Source organism: Streptomyces sp. NBC_01235 (genome assembly GCF_035989285.1).
Lineage (GTDB): Bacteria > Actinomycetota > Actinomycetes > Streptomycetales > Streptomycetaceae > Streptomyces.
The window spans coordinates 2,156,459-2,175,667 of sequence record NZ_CP108513.1 but is presented as its reverse complement, the minus strand read 5'-3'; the positions used below and the strand labels follow the sequence as shown (position 1 = coordinate 2,175,667).

Genomic DNA, 19,209 nt, shown 5'->3' with positions numbered 1-19,209 from the left:
GGTGAGCGGCAGCGGTGTCGGCCGCTGCCGCTACCCGGCATGCGGCTCCGGCGTGAACGCCCAGGGGTTCCTCGCACAAGATCAGACGGAGGCTACAAAGTTGCCTCACTCGGCGACCAGCCCTCCGGAAGCGGACCCGAGGCCAGCGCCGAGCTTGCGACGTCGATGAACGAGCCTGTGTCGATCGACTCGGATACGGACACCATCGTGTCCAGGACATGGTGGGCCAACTGCCCAGTGACGCGATGCGGTTCACCGCCTCGCAGGGAGCGTGCCATGTCGAGCACGCCCAGGCCGCGACCAGCCGCCGGGCCGGTGGTCTCGACACTGGTCCACTCGCTGTCGCCAATACCCCAGATCTTCAGCTCGCCGTCGAAGGTGTTCGGGTCGGGCAGCGAGAGCGTCGCCTCGGTGCCGGTGATCTCGACGAACCCCATCCGGATGTGCGGGGACTCAAAGCTGAAGGTACTGCTCGCGGAGCCACCGGACGCGAACTGGATCAGGGCGCTCACGTGCGTGGGCACCTCGACCTCGAACTCCTCGCCCGCTCGCGGGCCCGAGCCGATGATGCGGGTGGCCTTGGCCATGGAGCCGACCGCCGAGACCCGGCGGACGCTGCCGAAGGTCTGCACCAGTGCGGTGAGGTAGTACGGGCCCATGTCGAACAGCGGCCCCGCGCCACGCTGGAACAGGAATGCCGGGCTGGGGTGCCACGACTCCGGTCCCGGGGTCTGGAAGATGGTCTGGGCCGTGAGCGGGACCCCGATGTCGCCGCGCTCGATGATCCGGTGGGCCGTCTGCAGACCGGCTCCGAGGAACGTGTCCGGCGCGCACCCGAGTCGCAGGCCGGCGTCGTCAGCCTCCTTCAGCAGCCGGAGCCCGCTCTCACGGTCCAGCGAGAAGGGCTTCTCGCTCCACACGTGCTTGCCCGCCCGCACCGCCGCGGTCGCGATCTCGACGTGGGCTGCCGGTGTCGTGAGGTTGACGATGATCTCCACGTCCGGGTGGTCCAGGGCGAGCTCAGGAGCGCCGTGCTCAGGGATGCCGTACTCCCGCGCGCGGACCTTCGCGGCTTCAGGGAGAAGATCGGTTACGGCGTGGACCTTCAGGTCCGGGAACGTCGTGAGGTTGCCCAGGTACTCCTTGCTGATCACGCCGGCGCCGATGACGGCGACCCCGACCGGCCCACGGCTCATCGGGCACCGCCCTCGGTGCGGGCGGCGCCAGGGCCGGCCTCGAGGTAGCGCAGCGAGGAGGCGACGCCTTCGAAGATATCCCCGGCGTAGTCGTCGAACTCGACGATGCCCACCTCGAGGTGCTTCGCCGCTTCCATGATCCCCCACACGTCGATCTCGCCTTTCCCTGCGGGGAGTTGCGCGGCCGTGTCCTTCGTGGCCGGACCATCCTTGATGTGGATGGCGACCACGCGTTCGCCGAGGCGTTCCAGGAGCCTGGCGGGGTCTTCGCCGCCCACGGCGGCCCAGTAGGTGTCGACCTCGAGGACGAGTCCGGGGTCGAGCAGGTCCGCCAGGACCTCCAGGGCGGTGGCGCCCTTGATCTTCGATGAGATCTCCCAGTCGTGGTTGTGGTACCCCACGCGAACTCCGTAGTCCGCGCCCTTCTTCGCCGCGGCGTTCAGGTGGGCCGCGGTGTCGCGGATCGCCTCGATGTCCTGCCAGCGCTGGGCCGGGACGAGGGGGTGGACCACGGTGCCGATGCCGAGTCGCTGAGCGGCGGCGAAGATCTCGTCCTGGTCGGGCGGGGTTTCGGCGGGGATGTCGGCGGCGATGTCCGCAGGGGCGCCAATGGGGATCAGGAGGGTGTGGCCCGTCGGAGCCGTGATGTCGTGCTCCGCGAACGCCGCGGCGAGTTCCTCGGTGCGGGTCTCGAAGGCGCAGGGTTCGACCCGGCGGTAGCCGATCTCGGCGAGTCGCCGGATCGCCCCGTCGAAGTCGTCTGCCAGCGCGTTGCGAACGGAGTAGAGCTGCACGGAATACGTCATGGAAACAGAGGCCTTTCGGAAGAGTTGTTGTTGCACTCGATGGCCGCCCTCAGTTCGCGGCGCATGTGGTCGGTCACCCCGGGGAGCTCGTTCAGGAGCACGGACAACGGCAGGGCCATGGACCGGCGGAGCAGTTGCTCCACGTCCAGGTGGGGAGGCAGGTGATCCCGGAGGATGCCGGACACCGACGCGAGGACCGCGTCGTGCGCGGCGAGGCGCTCCACCGGGCTGTCGAGAGTGAGCAAGTCGGGTGTCGCAGTGAGCGCGTACGTCCATGTGTGCTGGCCGGCACCCACGGCGTGCTCCGCCCGGTCCGGATGCTCGGGCAGCGCCACTACGGCGGTGGCGCCGTCCGGGATCGTGACACGGACGGTCATGGCGTCGTGCTCGTGTTCCCACTCGAGGCTCACTCGCCCGTGGACGGTGTCGTGCGCGGTCCGGGCATGGGTCAGGCCGCCGCCGGGCCGTGGTGCGATCCGCATCGTCCGGTAGCCCGGGCTTGTCGCCCGTACACCTCCGATGACGGTGTGCATCCAGTTCGCGACGGAGCCGAGCGCGTAGTGGTTGAGGGACGTCATTCCGGACGGGTTCACCGTGCCGTCGGGCAGGATGGCGTCCCACCGCTCCCAGATGGTGGTGGCTCCGCGGACGACTGGATCGAGGAACGAGGGCGCCTGTGTCTGCAGCAGCAGGCGATAGGCGTCGTCCGTGTGCCCGGTCGTCGTCAAGGCGTGCGCTAGGTGCGGCGTGCCCGCGAAGCCCGTGGAGATGCGGTAGGCGTCGCGCCGCACGATGTCGGCCAGGCGCGCGCCGGCACGGGGGAGTTGGTCCTCGTCGAGCAGGCCGAACCTGATGGCCAGAGCGTATGCCGTCGCGCATTCGCCGGTGATACGGCCGCTGGAGCTCACGTACTCGGCACGGAACCCCGCTCGGACCCGATCCGCGACCTCCGTGAAGTACGCGGCGTCGTCCGCACGGTCCAACACGTCCGCAGCACGTGCCATTTCACGTGCGGTCTGGTGGAAGAAGGCCGTGGCGACGAGATGGCGGTCGGCCTTGGCCTGGCCGGGTTGGTGCATGGGGGCGGACGGGTCGAGCCAGTCCCCGAACTGGAAGCCGGAGTTCCACACGCCCGTCGGATCGAGCAGTGGCACCACGCTGCGCGCGAACGACGCCATCGATTCGTAGCAGCGGCGGAGAATCTCTTCGTCGTCGTACTCCCAGTACAGCTGCCAGGGCAGCCGCACCGCTACGTCGCTCCACAGGGCCGTCGGCGTGTCGTGGCCCGGCTGCACATCGGGTACGACGTACGGGACAAAGCCGAAGTCCTTCTGCTCAAGTGCGAGGTCGTCGAGCCACGACATCAGCACCCCACGCACGTCGTACAGGTACGTCGCCGTCGGGGCGAAAGCGTTGATGTCGCCCGTCCAGCCGAGTCGCTCGTCGCGCTGCGGACAGTCGGTGGGGATGCCGACGAAGTTGCCGCGCATCGACCAGACGACGTTCTCGTGCAGCCGGTTGAGCAGGTCGTTCGACGTCTCGAACCATCCCGTGCGGGTCATGTCGCTGTGCACGACGACGGCCCGTACGTCATCCGGCAGCAGGTCACCGGGAAGCCCGCCGATCTCGGCGTATCGGAAGCCGTGGTAGCTGAACCGCGGTTCGAACTCCTCGGGGCCGTTGCCAGCAAGAACGTACTGGTCGGTCGCCTCGGCCGTGCGCAGCGTCGTGTAGTCCGGCACGCCGCCGGCGAGCACTTCGGCGTGCCGCACGGAGACCGAGGTTCCGCGGGGGCCGTCCAGGCGGAGTCGGACCCAACCGGCAAGGTTCTGCCCGAAGTCCACGACCGTGGTTGCTCCGGGGGACTTCCAGATCTTCAGTGGCGGCAGTTCCTCGACGCGTCGGATCGGCTCCGCGGTGGCCTCGGCCAGGGTGGCCATGTCCCAGTCGACCGGTTCGGCCTTGTGCCAGGTGCGGTCGTCGAATCCGGGCTCGTTCCACCCCGCTGGTTCGAGCGTTGCGTCGATGGTGACCCCGTCGTAGAGGGAGTTGGCGCGTACGGAGCCCTGCCCGCACCGGAACCTCTCGCCCGAGGCGACGTACTCCGTCCGGTCCGGGTAGCGCAGTTCGATCACGGAGAGCAGGGCGGGGCGGTCGGCGTAGATCCGGGGACGCGTGATCTCCTCGAAGCCGAGGCGGCCGACGGCCCATCCGTCGCCGACGATCGCGCCGAACGCGTTTGTGCCGGTGCGCACCGTGGCGGTGAGGTCGTGGCTGCGGACGAGGAGGCGGTGCCGGTAGGTCGTCCAGCCCGGGGCCAGGACCTCGTCGCCGACCGGGGATCCGTTCAGATAGGGCTCGACGGTGCCGAGGGCTGTGATGTGGAGAGTTGCGCTCAGGAGGTCCGGGTGGGCCTCGAACTCGGTCCGGAAGTACACCGCCGGATCGCCTGGCTCGCCCACGCGTCGCTCGGGCGAGCCGACGAACACCGCGCCGGCGGCTTCGAACTGTGCTGAGAGCATGATGTCCATTTCTCGTTCGGAGACAGTTGGCCGCGTGCGGCTCGAACGGTGTCGTGGGCCGGTCGGACACGCGTACGGCCACGTGGCAGGGGTCTCTGGCCACCGGCCCGAGACTTCCCTCGCGCCAGGCCGATGTCACCAGGCGGGGTGGTGCACCGCCGGGTCCACGCCGAGCACGACTGCCGTCGGAATTGCCGCTGTCAGGCGAGGGAGAGTTCGGTGAGGTCGAGGAGCGGACGCTGCAGGTCGACCTTCACACCCTTCACGTTGGGTGAGGTGTAGTAGAAGACCGAGAAGCTCGTTACCGGCACGAGCCAGGCCAAGTCGATGGCCCGCCGCGTGGCCTGGTCGCGGAGCGAGCGTTGCTCGGCGCCCGTCGCCGTGTCGCCTTGCTTGACCAGTGACGCCAGCTGTGGGTCGTCGCCGCCGTAGATGAGGCCAGGTGTCGGAAGGTAGAACTGCTTGGCGTAGAGGAAGAACGGGATGTAGCCGTATCCGTAGGACACCATGGGATGCTCCCCGCTCAGATACTCCCGTGAGTACTTGGCGCCGTCGCTGGCGTTGACCACGCGAACCTTCACACCGATTTTGGCCCAGTCCGAGATCACGGCTTGTGCGACGTCGCCGGCGGGTGGGTTCACGGTCAAGCTGAGCATGGTGGCGCTGAAGCCGTTCGGGTAACCCGCCTTCGCGAGCAGGGACTTCGCCTTGTCGGGGTCGTAGGTGTAGCGGTCGGCTTCCGACTCGAGATAGTCCGGCGTGCCGGGTGTCCCGATCTGGTTGACTGGCTTGCCGGTGCCGTGCAACAGCCCCTCGGCGATGGCCTTCCGGTCGACGGCGTAGTTCAGTGCCTGCCGGACGAGCTTGCTGCGCAGGGGCTTCGACCCAGCGTTCTTAGCACGGCCGGTCAGTTGGATTCCGGTCTCCGCGACCAGGGTGGAGTACGTCTTGAGATTGGCGCTCTTGGCGCTGTCCAGCGTGTTGACGTCGCCCTGTGCCACGTCGGCGGCGCCGGTCTTCAGCAGTGAGAGCGCCGCGTTGGTCGAGCTGACGACCTTGATGACGATCTTGTCGTAGTGAACCGCGGACTTGTTGTAGTAGTTCTGGTTGGGCGTGTAGGTGTAGTGGTCACCGGAGACGGTCGCCTTCTCGTCGAGCACGTACGGTCCTGCGCCGAACGTCTGGTGTCCCAGTGCTTTCTTGTTGGCGAGTCCCTTCGCGCTGATGACCGAGCTGAGATGAGTGGTCGACGACAGGTTGTACGGCATTTCCGGGTTGGGCCGGGCGAGCTTGAGGGTGACGGTGCGGTCGCCGGTTGCCTCGACGGACACCTTGCCGAGGGACGGCGCCTGCGGACTGTTCGGATCGGCGAAGGTGTACTTCAGCGAATTGACCACCGCGGCCGTCGTGACCGGTGTGCCGTCCGCGAACTTCACACCTGGGCGCAGGGTGAGTTGGAACTCACGGTTGCCCTTGCCGACGTACTTCCACGAAGTGGCGAGGCCGGGCTCGTACTTGCTGTTCGGGCCACGGTGGATGAGCGAGTCGTACGCCAGCGGGGTGTACCAGTTCTCCCCGACGGTGATGCCCGCGCGCGCTGGGTTGAAGGTGCTGGGCGGCATGAGCGAGACGACGTTGAGCGTGCCTCCGGACTTGCCCGTGGACGAGTCGGCCGTGCCGCTGCAGGCCGTCGCGGTCAGTGCGGCGCACAGGGCACCGGCCAGCAATGTCGTGGTGCGGGTGAATCCTCTGTTCATGGAACTTCCTCCATGGAGTGCCGCGCGCCCGGAGCGGGTGTCGGTGCCGGCGGCCCGGTTCGCGTACGGCGGGGGTGTTATCAGGAGTCCTGTGCGACGGTGAGCCGCTGGGAGGGTGCTCGCTCGGGATCCGGGTCGGGCACCGCGGCGAGCAGCTGCCGGGTGTACGGGTCGGTGGGCGCGCTGTAGACGCGCTCCGCCGGGCCGGTCTCGACGATGCGGCCCTGGTGCATCACCGCCATGCGGTGGGACAGGAAGCGCACCACCGCGAGGTCGTGCGCGATGAAGAGATAACTGAGGCCCATCGACTCCTGCAGTTCGGCGAGGAGATTGAGGATCTGGGCCTGCACGGAGAGATCGAGCGCGCTGACCGGCTCGTCGCAGATGACGAGCGATGGATTGATGATCAGGGCGCGGGCGATGGCGATGCGTTGCCGTTGTCCGCCCGAGAAGTGCGCCGGATAGCGGTCCGCGGCGTCGGGCGGCAGACCGACCCGGACGAGCATGTCCCGCACGCGCGCCGCGATGTCCCGCCGCGACAGCGAGGACGACCGCAACAGCAGCGGCTCGGCGATGGACGTGCCCACCCGCCGCGTGGGATTCAGCGAGCTGAACGGATCCTGGAAGACCGCCTGGATCTCCGAACTGAGGGCCCGGCGCTCTCGCCGCCCGGCTCCGGTGATGTCACGCCCCCGGAACCGGATGTGCCCTTCGGTCGGGGGCCGGAAGCCCAGGACGATGTTGGCGAGGGAGCTCTTGCCCGAGCCCGATTCGCCGACCAGGCCGAGGGTTTCGCCCTCGGCGATGTCGATGTCGACCCCGTGGAGAACGCGGGCGGGCTTGCGGCGAAACCCCTGCGGATAGTCGAGGACGATTCCGTGTGCGCTCAGCAGGGGCTGAGTGGGCGCCGTGTCGGTCCGGCTCACGAGGCATCCTCCATGTCGAGTTCCCGCACGCGGTCGATGTGGATGCAGCGGCTGTGGTGCTCGGCCGCGACCGCGGCCAGGGGAATCGGGCGCTGCGCGCAGTCGGCAGCGGCGAGTGGGCAGCGGTCCTGGAAGTGGCAGCTGATGGGCCAGGCGGCCGGAGGCGGCACGGTGCCCGGGATCGTGGGCAGCCTCGTCAGGTGCGTGGCGGTGCTGCCGTCGGCCGATGTGCGGTCGAGTGCGCGGTGCGGGTTGGCCGCGAGGAGGCCGGCCGTGTACGGATGCGCAGGCGAGTGGTACAGGGCGCCGACTGGCCCTTGCTCGACGACCTGCCCGGCGTACATGACGACCGCACGCGCGCACAACTGCGCCGCGACGCCCCAGTCGTGGGTGATCAGGACGATGGCGAGTCCGCGCTCCGCCTGCAGGCGTCGCAGCAGTGCGAGGATCTCGGTCTGGACGCGGGCGTCGAGCGCGGTCGTCGGTTCGTCCGCGACCAGCAGATCGGGGTCACCGGCCAGGGCGAGCGCGATGGCGACACGCTGGGCCATGCCCCCGGAGATCTGATGCGGGTACCGGCGTGAAACGGCACCCGGATCCGGGATGTTGACCAGCTCGAGGAGTTCGACGGCCCGCGCCCGCGCGGCGCGCCGGTCCAGACCGTGGTGCCGGCGCGCGGCCTCGGCGAGCAGATCGCCGACGCGGCACGTGGGATCGAGCGCCGTCATGGGTTCCTGGGACACGTAGCCGATGCGGGTTCCGCGCAGGGCATGACGGTCCAGGTCGGACAGCGACAGAAGTTCGGCTCCGTCGAACCGGCAGGAACGGGCACGGACTTCGGCGCTGGAGGGCAGCAGGCCGAGTACGGCTGAAACCGTGACCGACTTGCCGCAGCCCGACTCGCCGACGATGCCAAGGATTTCGCCCCGGTCCACGTGGAAACCGACGCCTTGGACAACGGCGCTGCGCTTGCCGCCCGTGCCGAAGGCGACCGTTAGCCCGCGCACCGCCAGCAGAGTGCTCGGCGCCGCCTGCCCCGTCGCCCCACCGGGTTCGGTGGACTCGTCCTCGCCTTCCTCCCATACGGGCGGTTCACCTCTGCCTGCGCCACCGTGCCGTGCCGGTGAGGTGCTCCACCGTTGCACCATCACATCGCGCACGGCGTCGCCGAGCAACGCGAGGGCGAGCATGGTCAGACCGATGACGCCGCCCGACGGCACCAGCATCCAGCTGGATCGGTCGAGAACCTGGCTTGCCTGGGTGATCAGACCGCCCCAGGACGGATCCGGTTCCTGCACGCCGAGCCCGAGGAAGGACAGACCCGCCTGCACGCCGACCGCGGCCGCGGCCATCAGGGACGCCTGCACGAGGATCGTCGTCGCGAGGCGCGGCACGATGTGCCGGAGCAGGATCTGACCGTCACTGAGGCCGGACACACGGGCCGCAGCGACGTACTGCTCCGTACGGACACGTTGCGTCTCCCCGCGGATGACCCGGGCGAGTCCCGACCCACCGAGCACGCCGAGAGCGACCATCGCGACGTGCTGGTTTCCGGGGAACACGGCGAGGACGAGCAGGAGGATCAGAATGGCCGGGAGCGCCGCCGCGAGCTCGATCCAACGCAGCACCGCCCAGTCCACCCAGCGTCCGAAGTAGCCGGCCAGCACACCCATGGCGGTGCCGGTGACGACGAAGACGAGCGTTACCTCCACGATTCCCAGCAACACCCCCTGACCACCGAACAGGACGCGGCTGAGGATGTCCCGGCCCAACTGGTCGGTACCCAGCCAGTGTTGCCCGCTGGGCCCGGCCAGCACGTGGGTCAGGTCGGTGTTCGTGGGCCCGTACGGAGCGAGCGCGTCCGCACCCACGCTCATCACGCCGACCGCCACCAGCCACAGGAGCGAGAGGACCGCCAGCGGCCTGCGGACCAACGCCCACAGAGCCGACCCGCGCCGCGGCTGGCGCTGGGGCACCGACGCCTGCTCCGCCGAGTCGTCCCTCAGGCCGGTGTCGCCGGGCGTGGGGTCCACCGCCGTCTGCTCGATGCCGGTCACCGGACACGCACCCGGGGGTCGATCGCGCCGTAACAGAGATCGACGAGGAGGTTCGCCGCGACGACGAGCAAAGTGAAGTACACGACCGCTCCCTGAATCACAGGCAAGTCCCGGGAGGCCGTTGCCTGTTGGACGATGGAACCGAGGCCGGGCATCGCGAAGACCTGTTCGACGAAGATCGTGCCGCCGATCAGCCCGACGAACACGACGCCGATGACGCTCATGATCGGCACACCCGCGTTGCGGAGCGCGTGCCGGAAGAGAATCGACCGGTGCGCGAGGCCGTTGGCCCGCAGCGTCTTGATGAAGTCCTGACTCAGGACCTGCCCGAGAGAGTCGCGGGTCTGCTTGGCGATGATCGTGGCTCCCCCGATTGCCAGGGAGGTCACCGGCAGCACCAGGGACCGCGCCCACTGCCCCGGCGAATCCGCGAAGCTGACGTAGCCGGCGACTGGAAGGAGCCGGAGCGTGACCGAGAAGAACGAGGTGAGGACCACCGCCAGCCAGAAGTTGGGGATGGCCATGCCGCCCAGCGACAGGACGTCGACGATGCTGCGGGTGACACCGCCGCGCACCGCCGAGGTGATGCCCAGCGTCAGACCGAGAACGGCACTCGCCAGCGTGCCAAGGATCAGCAGCGAGAACGTGACCTCAAGGTGCTCGTTGAGCTGGGAGGTGATGCCTTCACCGGAGAGGGTCGAAGTTCCGAGATCACCACGCACTGCATGCGCCAGCCAGCTCCCGTACTGCTCGAACATCGGCTTGTCCAGGCCGAGGCTCTCACGGAGGGCGACAATCTGGTCCGACGTGGCTTGCGGACCGAGCATCATCTGCGCGGCGTCGCCGGGGACCACACTGGTGAGCACGAACGACAGGGCTGTGGCGACGAAGACGACAGGCAGTGACCACAACAGGCGGTGCCCGAGGAGTTTCAGCACGGTAGGTCCTGCATGGACAGGTCCCCTGCGGGCGCAGAGCGAGCAGCGCCCCACGGGGAGGCGATAAGTGGCGGCACGGCGGTAGGCAAGTTGCGCACGGCGCTCTCCGGAGGTGGGTCGGATCGGATGTCGACGGCGGTCGATGTTCCAGACCGGTTTCGGACCGCTGAATTTCCAGTGACACTTGAAGTTCGGGCTCAAGGTAGGACTGGGCTCAGCACGCCGTCAATATCGAGCACACACTGAAATTGAGGCAGTGAGCGGCAGGGTGGGCAGCGGGTATGGCCGCCCGGCGAACCGGCGGCGGATGCCCGCAACGGGCGTGGCCGACCGGGAGCCGCCGGCGGATGCCGCATCTGAAGGGCCGGGCGCACCGGTGGTGGCGGCGGAATCTGAACTATCGGGCGCATCGGCTACCGATGTTGAACTGCCGGTGGGTGAACCGGCAGTTGCCGAGTCCCGACCGCCTACGGCGTGACCCTGCGCGTGCTGCCCCGGTGCCCGCTGGGGGACCGCAGCAGGACGGCGTCGATGAGGGCTCCGAGCTGGGCGCCGATGTCGAAGGACGGGTCGACCAGCCAGTGGTTCTGCAGTCCGTCCCAGGCCGCGATGATCAAGGCTGCGGCCTGTTCCGGATCGACCGCGGAGCCGACCTCTCCGGTCTCCTGGAGCAGCGAGATGTCGCGGGCCAGCTGTGCGCGCGAGAGGCGCCAGCGTTCCTTGAAGTAGTCGTGCGCGGGGTGTTCGGGGTTGCTGGCCTCGCCGAGCAGGGATGCGTAGAGGTGGACGATGTTGGTGCGGCGTACGCCGTCCACGGCCAGTGCGGGTGCGGCCGCCACGGACTCGCCCGGGCCCAGCAGCCTCATCTCCTGCTCGTCGAACAAGGCCAGAGCCGCGACGAGGAGCGCTTCTTTGGAGGGGAAGTGGTAGAGGAGCCCCGCTTCACTGATGCCTGCGCGCTTCGCCACCCCGAGCGTGGTCACACTGCGGTGGCCGTGCTCGACCACCAGCGCCAACGTGGCCTGGGCGATGGTTGCGCGACGCTCGCGCGTCCGTGCGTACGGACCGCGCCGACGGAGCTCTGACATGCCAGCACCGTATCCGACTCCGCATGCAGCCCCGTTCGCCTCGCGGTGACGTGACCGGCGGATCCTCGATGGGGACAGGCAACTCTCGCCCGGCTGTTGACGTGCACCCGAGCAGCCGACACTATGAAATTCAAGTTGCACTTGAGATTCAGTTCGAGGTGCGTAGTTCCAGGCGCCCTGCGCTGCGGACGAGCGGGACGCGGAGAGCGCCGAGTAGCAGTCGCCCTGAGAACCGGCCGAGGACTGCCCCGTAGCCGAACACCGCCGGGGAGAGATCAAGGACCGCGGCCTGCACCCTCGACCGGTCACCTACCACCAAGCGCGAGGAATCGACATGGCAGGACTGTCCGTACAGCGCGTTGCCGAATTGAAGGCGCGGGCGCAACGGGATGTGGACGAGGGGCTGTTGCCGGCGTGCCAGTACGCGCTGGCCAGGCACGGCGAGGTGCTCGTGCACGAGACGCTCGGCGACGCGCCGCCGGACGCTCGGTTCTCGATCTGGTCGACGACCAAGCCGGTGTTCAGCTCGCTCGTGTGGCAGTTGATGGGCGAGGGCAAGCTGGATCCCCTCGCGCCGGTCGTGGACCTGTGGCCGGAGTTCGGGGCGTACGGCAAGGACCGGGTGACACTCGAACACCTCCTGCTGTTCACCGCGGGATTCCCGGAGGCGGAGCTCGACCACGACTCGATCTTCGACCGTGCGGCCAGGGTGCGGCAGATGGAACAGTGGAAGCCGACCTTCGAACCGGGCACCGCCTACGGCTACCACGGGTTCAGTGCGCACTACGTGATGGCGGAGCTGGTGGAGCGCGTGACCGGCACCGACCACCGCACGGCGTTGCGGGAGCGGATACTCGATCCCCTGGGCCTCGACCGGCTCGAACTCGGCGTTCCCGAGGACCGGCAGGGTGATTTCCAGCGCATCGTCGGCGCCGGTGAGCCCAGTACGGAGGAGGAAGCGAAGGACCTCCTAGGCGTCGACTCGCTGCCGCTCGAAATCACTGAGGCGATCACGGCGGCCGCGGGGAACGCGAGTGTGCGCCCGGACACCGCCCTGATCACGTGGCAGCGGCCCGACCTGGTCGCGTTCGGTTTCCCAGGAGCCGGAGGAGTGAGCGACGCGGCGAGCTTCGCGCTGTTCTATCAGCACCTGCTGCACGACCCCAAGCGCGTGTGGGACCCCGCGATCAGGCACGACGTCACGACCAACGTACGGAACACGTTCACCGCCGCACCGTTCGACATCATCGCGAACCGCACCCGCGGCCTTGAGCTGCAGGGCGGCGACCCGACGCGCCTCCACCGCGTCGGCGGTGGAGGCGCCACACCGCGGACGTTCGGGCACAACGGGGCCGCGGGCCAGATCAGTTGGGCCGATCCGGACAGCGGCCTGTCCTTCGTCTACCTGACCAACGGGTGCGACCGGAACGACGTCCGCGTCGTACGGCGCTCCCGCGACCTGAACGCGGCGGCGCTGGCCTGCGCCGCATGAGCGCACCCGCTGTCACCGTACCGATCCGCCCATCACCACTCCGTCCATGACTGATGCCTTTCTTGACCGATGCCTTCACGACCGAGATTGCGAGTCACCGAGAAATGACCGATCAGGACCTCGCCGCCGTAGCGGATGCGGCGCACCAGGACGACCCCGCGTTCGGCCCCGCGTTCATCGATGTCGACGAGTGGCGCGAGAGCCCCATCCCGCACCGCTACCTGCACGGAGGGTTCGAGGGCACCGAGACCCGCTTCGTGATGTACTTGCCGGAGCGCGACGCCTACCAGGGCCGGATGGTCCAGGAGCTTGCGGGCGGTGTCGGAGGATCCGAGGCGCACCCTCCCGAGTACCTGGAGAAGCTGCTCCGCAGCGCCTTCCGGCTGGGCGCCTTCGTCGTGGCGTCGAACCAGGGCTGGATCCTGACTCCTGAGCGGCCCGGGGTCGGAGGGCCGGGCCTCCCGGAGGACCTCACGATCCTGTCGCACCGGGCAAGCGCACAGACCGCGCGCTACGCCAAGACGGCCGCGGCGGAACTGCTGGGGGCCCGGCCGCACCACGCCTACCTCATCGGCGGCAGTGGCGGCGGCGCCCGGTCGGTGTCGGGCATGGAGCAGGTGCCCGGTCTGTGGGACGGCGCGGTCCCGATCGTCATGGTCAATCAGCACTTGGCCTGGCACTACTGGTCGGTCTGGATCCGTGCGGAAGTCGCCCTGCGGCACAAGAAGGACGAGATCACCGCCGCCGTCGACGCGGGCTCCGACCCCTTCGCGGTCCTCGACACGGACGAGCAGCGGCAGTGCCTGTCCGACCTCTACTGCGCCGGGTATCCGAAGGGGGCCGAGTATCTGCTCAGCATGGCGGCGTCCGACTGGGCGAACTGGATCCCCCTCATCGACCCCGAGTACGCGGAGGACTTCTGGAACCTCCCTGGCTACGCGGGTGAGGGCAAGGAACCGTACCGCACGACCGGCACCGTCACCGGCCTGGTCCGCGCGTCGGATCCGGAAGCTCCCGCGCTGATGGAGCCGCTCATCGAGGGGCTCCGTGAGTTGCTTGCGCCCGAGCACGTGGTCGGTGCGCGACTCGCCGGTGTCGAACTCACCAGCGACCTGATGGGCTGCCGGTTCACCGTCGGCGAGCTCGGCCGTGAGGTCCTGCGCGTGTGTACGGCCGTCACCGGTGACTGCATCGGTTTCGTCGACTTCCACGAGCGCCCGGCACCGCAGGTGGGCGACGAGATCACCCTGGACAACACCTTCGAGCAGGCCTGGTCCCACTACCACCGGCACATTGTCGACCCGGAGCGGCCGACCATGCGGCACTGGGCGAACGACGGCCGGCCGATCTGGCCGCAGCGCCCCGCCGACGCCGAGCGCCGGGCCGTGCTCTGCGCCCTTCCAACCGGCCGGTTCGAGGGCAAGATGATCGTCGTCCAGAGCGCCCTCGATCACCTGTGCCCGCCGGTCTTCGCGCATGACTACGTCGAGTCGGTGCGCGCCCGATGCGGGGACGGCGACGACCGCATACGGCTCTGGATCCTCGACAACGCCATGCACGGCGAGGCCTCACCCGAGCTCGGCACCGAGACCAACCTGCGGTTCATCAGGTTCCTCGGCGCCGCGCTGCAGGCGCTCGATGACCTCGTGGCATGGGTGGAGGACGGTGTGAAACCGCCGGCCGACACCTCCTGCGAGCTGGACGCCTGGAACAGGACGCTGCTAGCGCCGACAGCCGGGCAGCGGGGCGGAATCCAACCGCTCGTCTCCCTCGCGGGGCCGGTCGAGGCCAGGGTCGGCGAGACCGTGCGCTTCGCGGCCGACGTCGAGGTCCCGCCCGACGCGGGCTCGGTGGTCGGGGCGGCCTGGGACTTGGACGGTACGGGCCGCTTCGAGCAGAAGGCTCAGATCAAGGAGCCGGCGTCGAACCTGACGATCGACGTGGAGCACTGCTTCACGGAAGTGGGCACCCATGTGGTCGTGCTGCGCGTGGCAAGCCATCGCCAAGGCGACACCTCGGACCCGGTCCGGGTCGTGGAGAACCTGGCGCGGCTCCAGGTGCGCGTGACGGACGGATCCTGAGCGAACCAGGCGTCCTCCCCGTACCGAGCCTGCCTGGTACCGAAGTGCCGCGTTACTCGGTGAGTGCGTCGAAGTCGAGGTTGCGGAACGCGTTGGCGACGAACTGCGCGGCCAGGTGCCCAGCCTCGTCGAGATCGTCGCCGCGGTCGATGGCGTGCTCACAGACCTGAATGGCGACGCCGACGCAGGCGGCGGCGAGCGCTTCAGCGGTCGGCCCGAGCGCCGGGCCGAAGGGCTGTCGGCGGCGCTCGATGAGGCCTGCGAGCCGTTCTGTCACCGCGCCCAGCACCTGCCGCCGAAGACTTGTGGGATGGTCGCCGGTCCTGTCCCCACGGAAGAGCAGGTCGAAGCCCTCGGCGCGCTCTGCGGCCAGGCGGAAGAGCGGCTCCATTCCCGTCTGCGCAAGTTGAGTGAGCGACAGTCCGGCCCCGTGCTCGTAGGCATCGGCGATCCAGGCATTGAGAACGTCCGCCTCGCGTTCGATGACGCGACGGTAGATCTGCTCCTTACTGCCGAGGCGGGCATAGAGCGTGGGCCTGGTCGTCCCTGCCCGTTGTGCAATGTCGGCGATCTGGGCAGCGCTGTAGCCGGCCGCATGGAACACGCCACGGGCGGCGTCGAGCAGTTGGTCTTCGTCGAAGCGGCGGCCACTCGGGCCGAGCGCGGTGCGGACGGACATGAGAAGAAAGTATAGGACGGCTTCTTGACGCGAAGTAAAGCTCCATCCTAGCTTTACGCGAAGTAAAGAACGCGGAATCTCTCCGCAACACCCCACTCACATCCACAACCACACGCACGGAGGAAAGATGTCCCTTTTCCGTTCGCGCCGTCGCGCCGCCGGGACGACGGCGCGGTCGATGTATCCGTCAGTGAGCGCGAGCGTGCGTTGGCGGATCCTGCCCGCTCTGGGCGCCACCGCGTCCCTGCTCCTGACGCTGGGGGCGACTGATGCCGGCGCCAGCGGCGGCGAAGCGGGGGCCGACCGTGCGGCCGCACCCGCGGGCAGGACCGGCGATGTTCCGTTCGAGCCGATCACCTTCAAGCGTGTCCCGCTGCCACCGGAGGTGCGCGGGTCCTCCCCGTCCTTCACCCCCGACGGCAGGCACCTGCTGTTCCCCGGGACCCATACGGTGGACGGCAAGACGAAGAGCGATGTGTGGATCACCGACCTGAAGGGCAAGGACGTCCGGTGCCTCACCTGCTCGACCGGGGCTGACATCCCGCGGCTTCCTTACGTCTTCCCGTTCGCGGACGGCAAGCGGGCCTTCCTCGGGTTCTACGGCGTGCTCGAATGCGCGCCCAGCATTGTGAACTGCCGCACGTCCAAGTACCTGCCGTACGACCTCTCCCCGGCGAACCCTCCGGGCGGCGTGATCCCGCCGGGCGGTGCGGCGAACAGACCGCAGAGCGTCGTCCGGCAGGGCGCCTACCCCACCCTCGCGCAGGACGGAAAGCACATCGGCTACTCGGACGTCCGCACCGACGGCCTCGAGCAGATGGTGGTCGCCAAGCTCGTACGCAAGGAGAACAAGTACGTCGCCGAAGACCCCAAGGTCATCAACCCGCCCGGCCCCACGTCGGCGACCGACCGGAACATCGACGCCTGGTCGGAGAGCACGGGGCTCTACGAGCTGAAGACCTTCACCCATGGCGGAAGCCATGTGACGTACGTGCACTCGGGCGGCACCCATTCGGAGAACCCCGAAGTCTGGGAGGTGAACCTCAAGACGGGGGTCCGCAAGCGGCTGACCCACCACCCGGACTGGGACGAGGACTTCGCCGGTTCGCCCGACGGCAGGAGTGCCGTGGTGTGGAGCAACCGGACCCACACCATGTGGGACGCGCTCGGAGGCCTGATGCCCCACCGCAGCTTCATCGACGCGCCGATGGTCGGCGCCGAGGCCGGCATGCTGATCAACACGCCCAACAACCTGGCCTGCGGTGGCGTTGTGTGGCTGACTCCCGGGGAGGGCGACCACGGAGGTGCGGTGTCGGGGCAGCCGATCATCGCTCCGGACGTGCACGCGCATACCACCGTGACGGGATGGTCCGCATGGAGCCCGGACGGGACGAGCTTCGCGCTCAACGCGGTCAAGAAGGGCTCCGGACTGTTTTCCGGCGAGGTTCCGGACTATCTGGCCATCGCGGAGATGCCCAGCCGCAAGCCAACCAAGGCAAATCCCGTCGTCAGCTCCGAGGTCGGCGATTGGGCCCCGGCCCCGGCCGACTGGCACCCGCCGTTCGGCTACGTCGGAGACGTGACTCTCGACGGTCCGGGCGGCGGCACCGTGGACATCAGCTACAACGGCAAGCAGGGCGCGGTCTACGGGGACTTCTCCGCGACGTACAAGAACTACTCCGAGGACGGCAAGACATTCCTCGACGGGACCAAGAAGATCGATGTCCTGGAACCCGGCATCACGAAGGTCCACGAGGTCACCAACTTGGTGATGACGGGGGAGCACACAGGGTCGCTCCGCAAGGACCTCGAGATCACCGGCGGCAACGCCACCGGGACGCCGACCTACAAGGGCTCCTCCACCGTCACCTACGACGGCAAGACCATAACGGGACCGCCCTCGTGGCTGACGCAGAAGGGCGCCTGCCCTGAGCAACTGCCGAAGAAGCCGCAGATGAAGGCGACGGCCAAGAGCCTCGGCCATGGCCGCTTCGAGATCAGGGTGACCGCGAGCGTCGCCGGCATGGGACCGAACGGGACCGCTGTGGACACCCGGCCGGTGACCCACGCGCGGATCGACACCTCGGGTCAGGACGCCTACACCAATGACCGCGGCATAGCTGTCATCAAGGTCCCCGGCGGCCGTCCGGCCACGGTCAAGGTGACGGCCGGCGAGACGCTCACGCCGACGAACCTGCGGGTCCGCTGAGTATCGAATCGGCGCGGCGGATGTGTCTGACAGCGAGGGCGAGGACTGCCGAGGTCCTTGCCCTCGCCCGTCCGACACGAACCTCATGCACGTGGACAGGCTCCGCAGCCGCACAGGAGGAGGTCACCTGATGAAGGGCGTAACGCGCATAGGTGCAGCAGCGGGAATCCTCGGAGTTCTGGCGATGACCGCGTGCTCGAACCCTGGCGTCGGCGGGGACTCCGGACCTCCGGGGACGGGAGAGGCTACGGTCCAGGCCAAGGAGTTGACTGTCTGGACCAACAGCTCCGACCCTGAATCGATTAGAAACGTCTACGAGCGGTTCGGGGAGAAGTACGGCGTCAAGATGAACATCATCGAGATCGCCGCGGACGGCTTCGAGAACCAGGTCCAGACGAAGTGGGCCAGCGGAGACCGGCCCGACATCCTCGAATACCACGCCACCTCCGCCTTCTGGGCCCTCAACCCGGCCCGGAACATGGTGGATCTGTCGAGCATGCCGTACGTCGCCGAGTCCGGCGACCTCTACCAGCACGTCGGGGCGTACCGCGGAAAGGTGTACGCCGCGGTCACCCAGAGCCCTGGGCTCTTCGGCATTTTCTACAACAAGAACGTGCTCAAGAAAGCCGGACTGCGAGCCCCGAAGACGTACAACGACCTGAGCCTCATCTGCTCGGTGCTCAAAGCGAAGGATCCTGCCGTGAGCCCCCTTTGGGAGAGCGGCGGCTCACAATGGCCCACACAGATTCTGGGCGGCATCCTGTACATGAGCTCGGCTCAGAAGCGGGATGACTGGGCACAGAAGGTCATGGACAAGAAGGCCGCGTTCGACGACCGGAACGGCCCGTTCGTCGCCGGAGCGACTGCGTACGATCGGCTGCGCAAGGACGGTTGCTTCAACAAGGATGCCACCACCGCCACGTTCGAGGCGTCGGTGAGATCCGTCGCCGACGGGTCGAGCGCGATGGTCGCACTCGGCTCCGATCTCAGCCCGCTCAACCAGGAGTTCGGCGGCGACACCGACAAGACGGACGCGACCATCGGCTTCGCCGCAGTATCGGCGCACGGCCCCGTAGCGACTTGGGCGCCGAATGTCTCCGGCACCTGGTACGTCCCCAAAACCGGGGATGCCAGGCGGCAGAGCACGGCACTCGCCTTCATCAAGTACGCCACCGGTGAGGGGTACCAGCAGTACATCGACGAATCCAAGACGGCCCCGCTACTTTCGGGCTTCGCAGAGCCGTCCGGCGTGCAGGGCCTCCAGCAGCAGATCACCGCCGCGTACAAGCGGAACTCGGCTCTGGCGTTCAACACCGACCTGGTGGGCTTCAGCGACCGGTTCCCCACCTACACCACCGGGATTCTCAGCGGCCAGGAGACACCGCAGGGTGTGGGGAAGAAGGCGCAGACCGCATTCGAGCAGGGCGCCAAGGCCGCCGGTCTGCCGGGGTGGTGACG

Annotated in this window: 13 protein-coding genes; 4 read left to right on the top strand and 9 right to left on the bottom strand. The window is 68.3% G+C overall.

What is annotated here, in order from left to right; all coding sequences use genetic code 11:
- Positions 1–92 precede the first annotated feature (92 nt).
- The 8 genes from OG289_RS09225 to OG289_RS09190 form a co-directional block, all read right to left on the bottom strand.
- Positions 93–1,196: a Gfo/Idh/MocA family protein gene (locus OG289_RS09225; RefSeq protein WP_327313529.1), complete on the bottom strand. Its 1,104-nt coding sequence runs from the start codon at positions 1,194–1,196 to the stop codon at positions 93–95.
- Positions 1,193–2,002 carry a sugar phosphate isomerase/epimerase family protein gene (locus OG289_RS09220; RefSeq protein ID WP_327313528.1) on the bottom strand — a complete coding sequence of 270 codons (810 nt, stop codon included), beginning with the start codon at positions 2,000–2,002 and terminating at the stop codon, positions 1,193–1,195. The genes OG289_RS09225 and OG289_RS09220 overlap by 4 nt, the downstream gene beginning before the upstream one ends.
- Positions 1,999–4,524, bottom strand: a complete 2,526-nt coding sequence (locus tag OG289_RS09215; protein WP_327313527.1) for an alpha-L-rhamnosidase — start codon at positions 4,522–4,524, stop codon at positions 1,999–2,001. The genes OG289_RS09220 and OG289_RS09215 overlap by 4 nt, the downstream gene beginning before the upstream one ends.
- Positions 4,525–4,724: 200 nt before the next feature.
- Entirely contained in the window at positions 4,725–6,281 is a 1,557-nt protein-coding gene (locus OG289_RS09210; protein WP_327313526.1) for an ABC transporter substrate-binding protein, read from the bottom strand.
- A gap of 80 nt (positions 6,282–6,361) precedes the next feature.
- Entirely contained in the window at positions 6,362–7,207 is an 846-nt protein-coding gene (locus OG289_RS09205; RefSeq protein WP_327313525.1) for an ATP-binding cassette domain-containing protein, read from the bottom strand.
- Positions 7,204–9,264 carry a dipeptide/oligopeptide/nickel ABC transporter permease/ATP-binding protein gene (locus OG289_RS09200; RefSeq protein WP_327313524.1) on the bottom strand — a complete coding sequence of 687 codons (2,061 nt, stop codon included), beginning with the start codon at positions 9,262–9,264 and terminating at the stop codon, positions 7,204–7,206. The genes OG289_RS09205 and OG289_RS09200 overlap by 4 nt, the downstream gene beginning before the upstream one ends.
- Positions 9,261–10,403, bottom strand: a complete 1,143-nt coding sequence (locus OG289_RS09195) for an ABC transporter permease (RefSeq protein WP_327313523.1) — start codon at positions 10,401–10,403, stop codon at positions 9,261–9,263. The genes OG289_RS09200 and OG289_RS09195 overlap by 4 nt, the downstream gene beginning before the upstream one ends.
- Positions 10,404–10,669: 266 nt before the next feature.
- Positions 10,670–11,290, bottom strand: a complete 621-nt coding sequence (locus OG289_RS09190; RefSeq protein WP_327313522.1) for a TetR/AcrR family transcriptional regulator — start codon at positions 11,288–11,290, stop codon at positions 10,670–10,672.
- A gap of 334 nt (positions 11,291–11,624) precedes the next feature.
- Here OG289_RS09190 and OG289_RS09185 point away from each other — a divergent pair, with 334 nt between their 5' ends.
- On the top strand, positions 11,625–12,782 hold the full coding sequence (locus OG289_RS09185) for a serine hydrolase domain-containing protein (protein ID WP_327313521.1): 1,158 nt from the start codon (positions 11,625–11,627) through the stop codon (positions 12,780–12,782).
- Positions 12,783–12,886: 104 nt separating this feature from the next.
- Positions 12,887–14,863 (top strand): tannase/feruloyl esterase family alpha/beta hydrolase, encoded by a 1,977-nt coding sequence (locus OG289_RS09180; protein ID WP_327313520.1) that lies wholly within the window; start codon positions 12,887–12,889, stop codon positions 14,861–14,863.
- 52 nt (positions 14,864–14,915) lie between these two features.
- Here OG289_RS09180 and OG289_RS09175 read toward each other — a convergent pair whose 3' ends face one another.
- Entirely contained in the window at positions 14,916–15,542 is a 627-nt protein-coding gene (locus tag OG289_RS09175) for a TetR/AcrR family transcriptional regulator (RefSeq protein WP_327313519.1), read from the bottom strand.
- Between the two features lie 127 nt (positions 15,543–15,669).
- On the opposite strand from OG289_RS09175, the gene OG289_RS09170 reads away from it, so the two are divergent.
- Positions 15,670–17,751 carry a hypothetical protein gene (locus OG289_RS09170; protein ID WP_327313518.1) on the top strand — a complete coding sequence of 694 codons (2,082 nt, stop codon included), beginning with the start codon at positions 15,670–15,672 and terminating at the stop codon, positions 17,749–17,751.
- Positions 17,752–18,016: 265 nt separating this feature from the next.
- On the top strand, positions 18,017–19,207 hold the full coding sequence (locus OG289_RS09165; RefSeq protein WP_327313517.1) for an ABC transporter substrate-binding protein: 1,191 nt from the start codon (positions 18,017–18,019) through the stop codon (positions 19,205–19,207).
- The last annotated feature ends 2 nt before the right edge of the window (positions 19,208–19,209 follow it).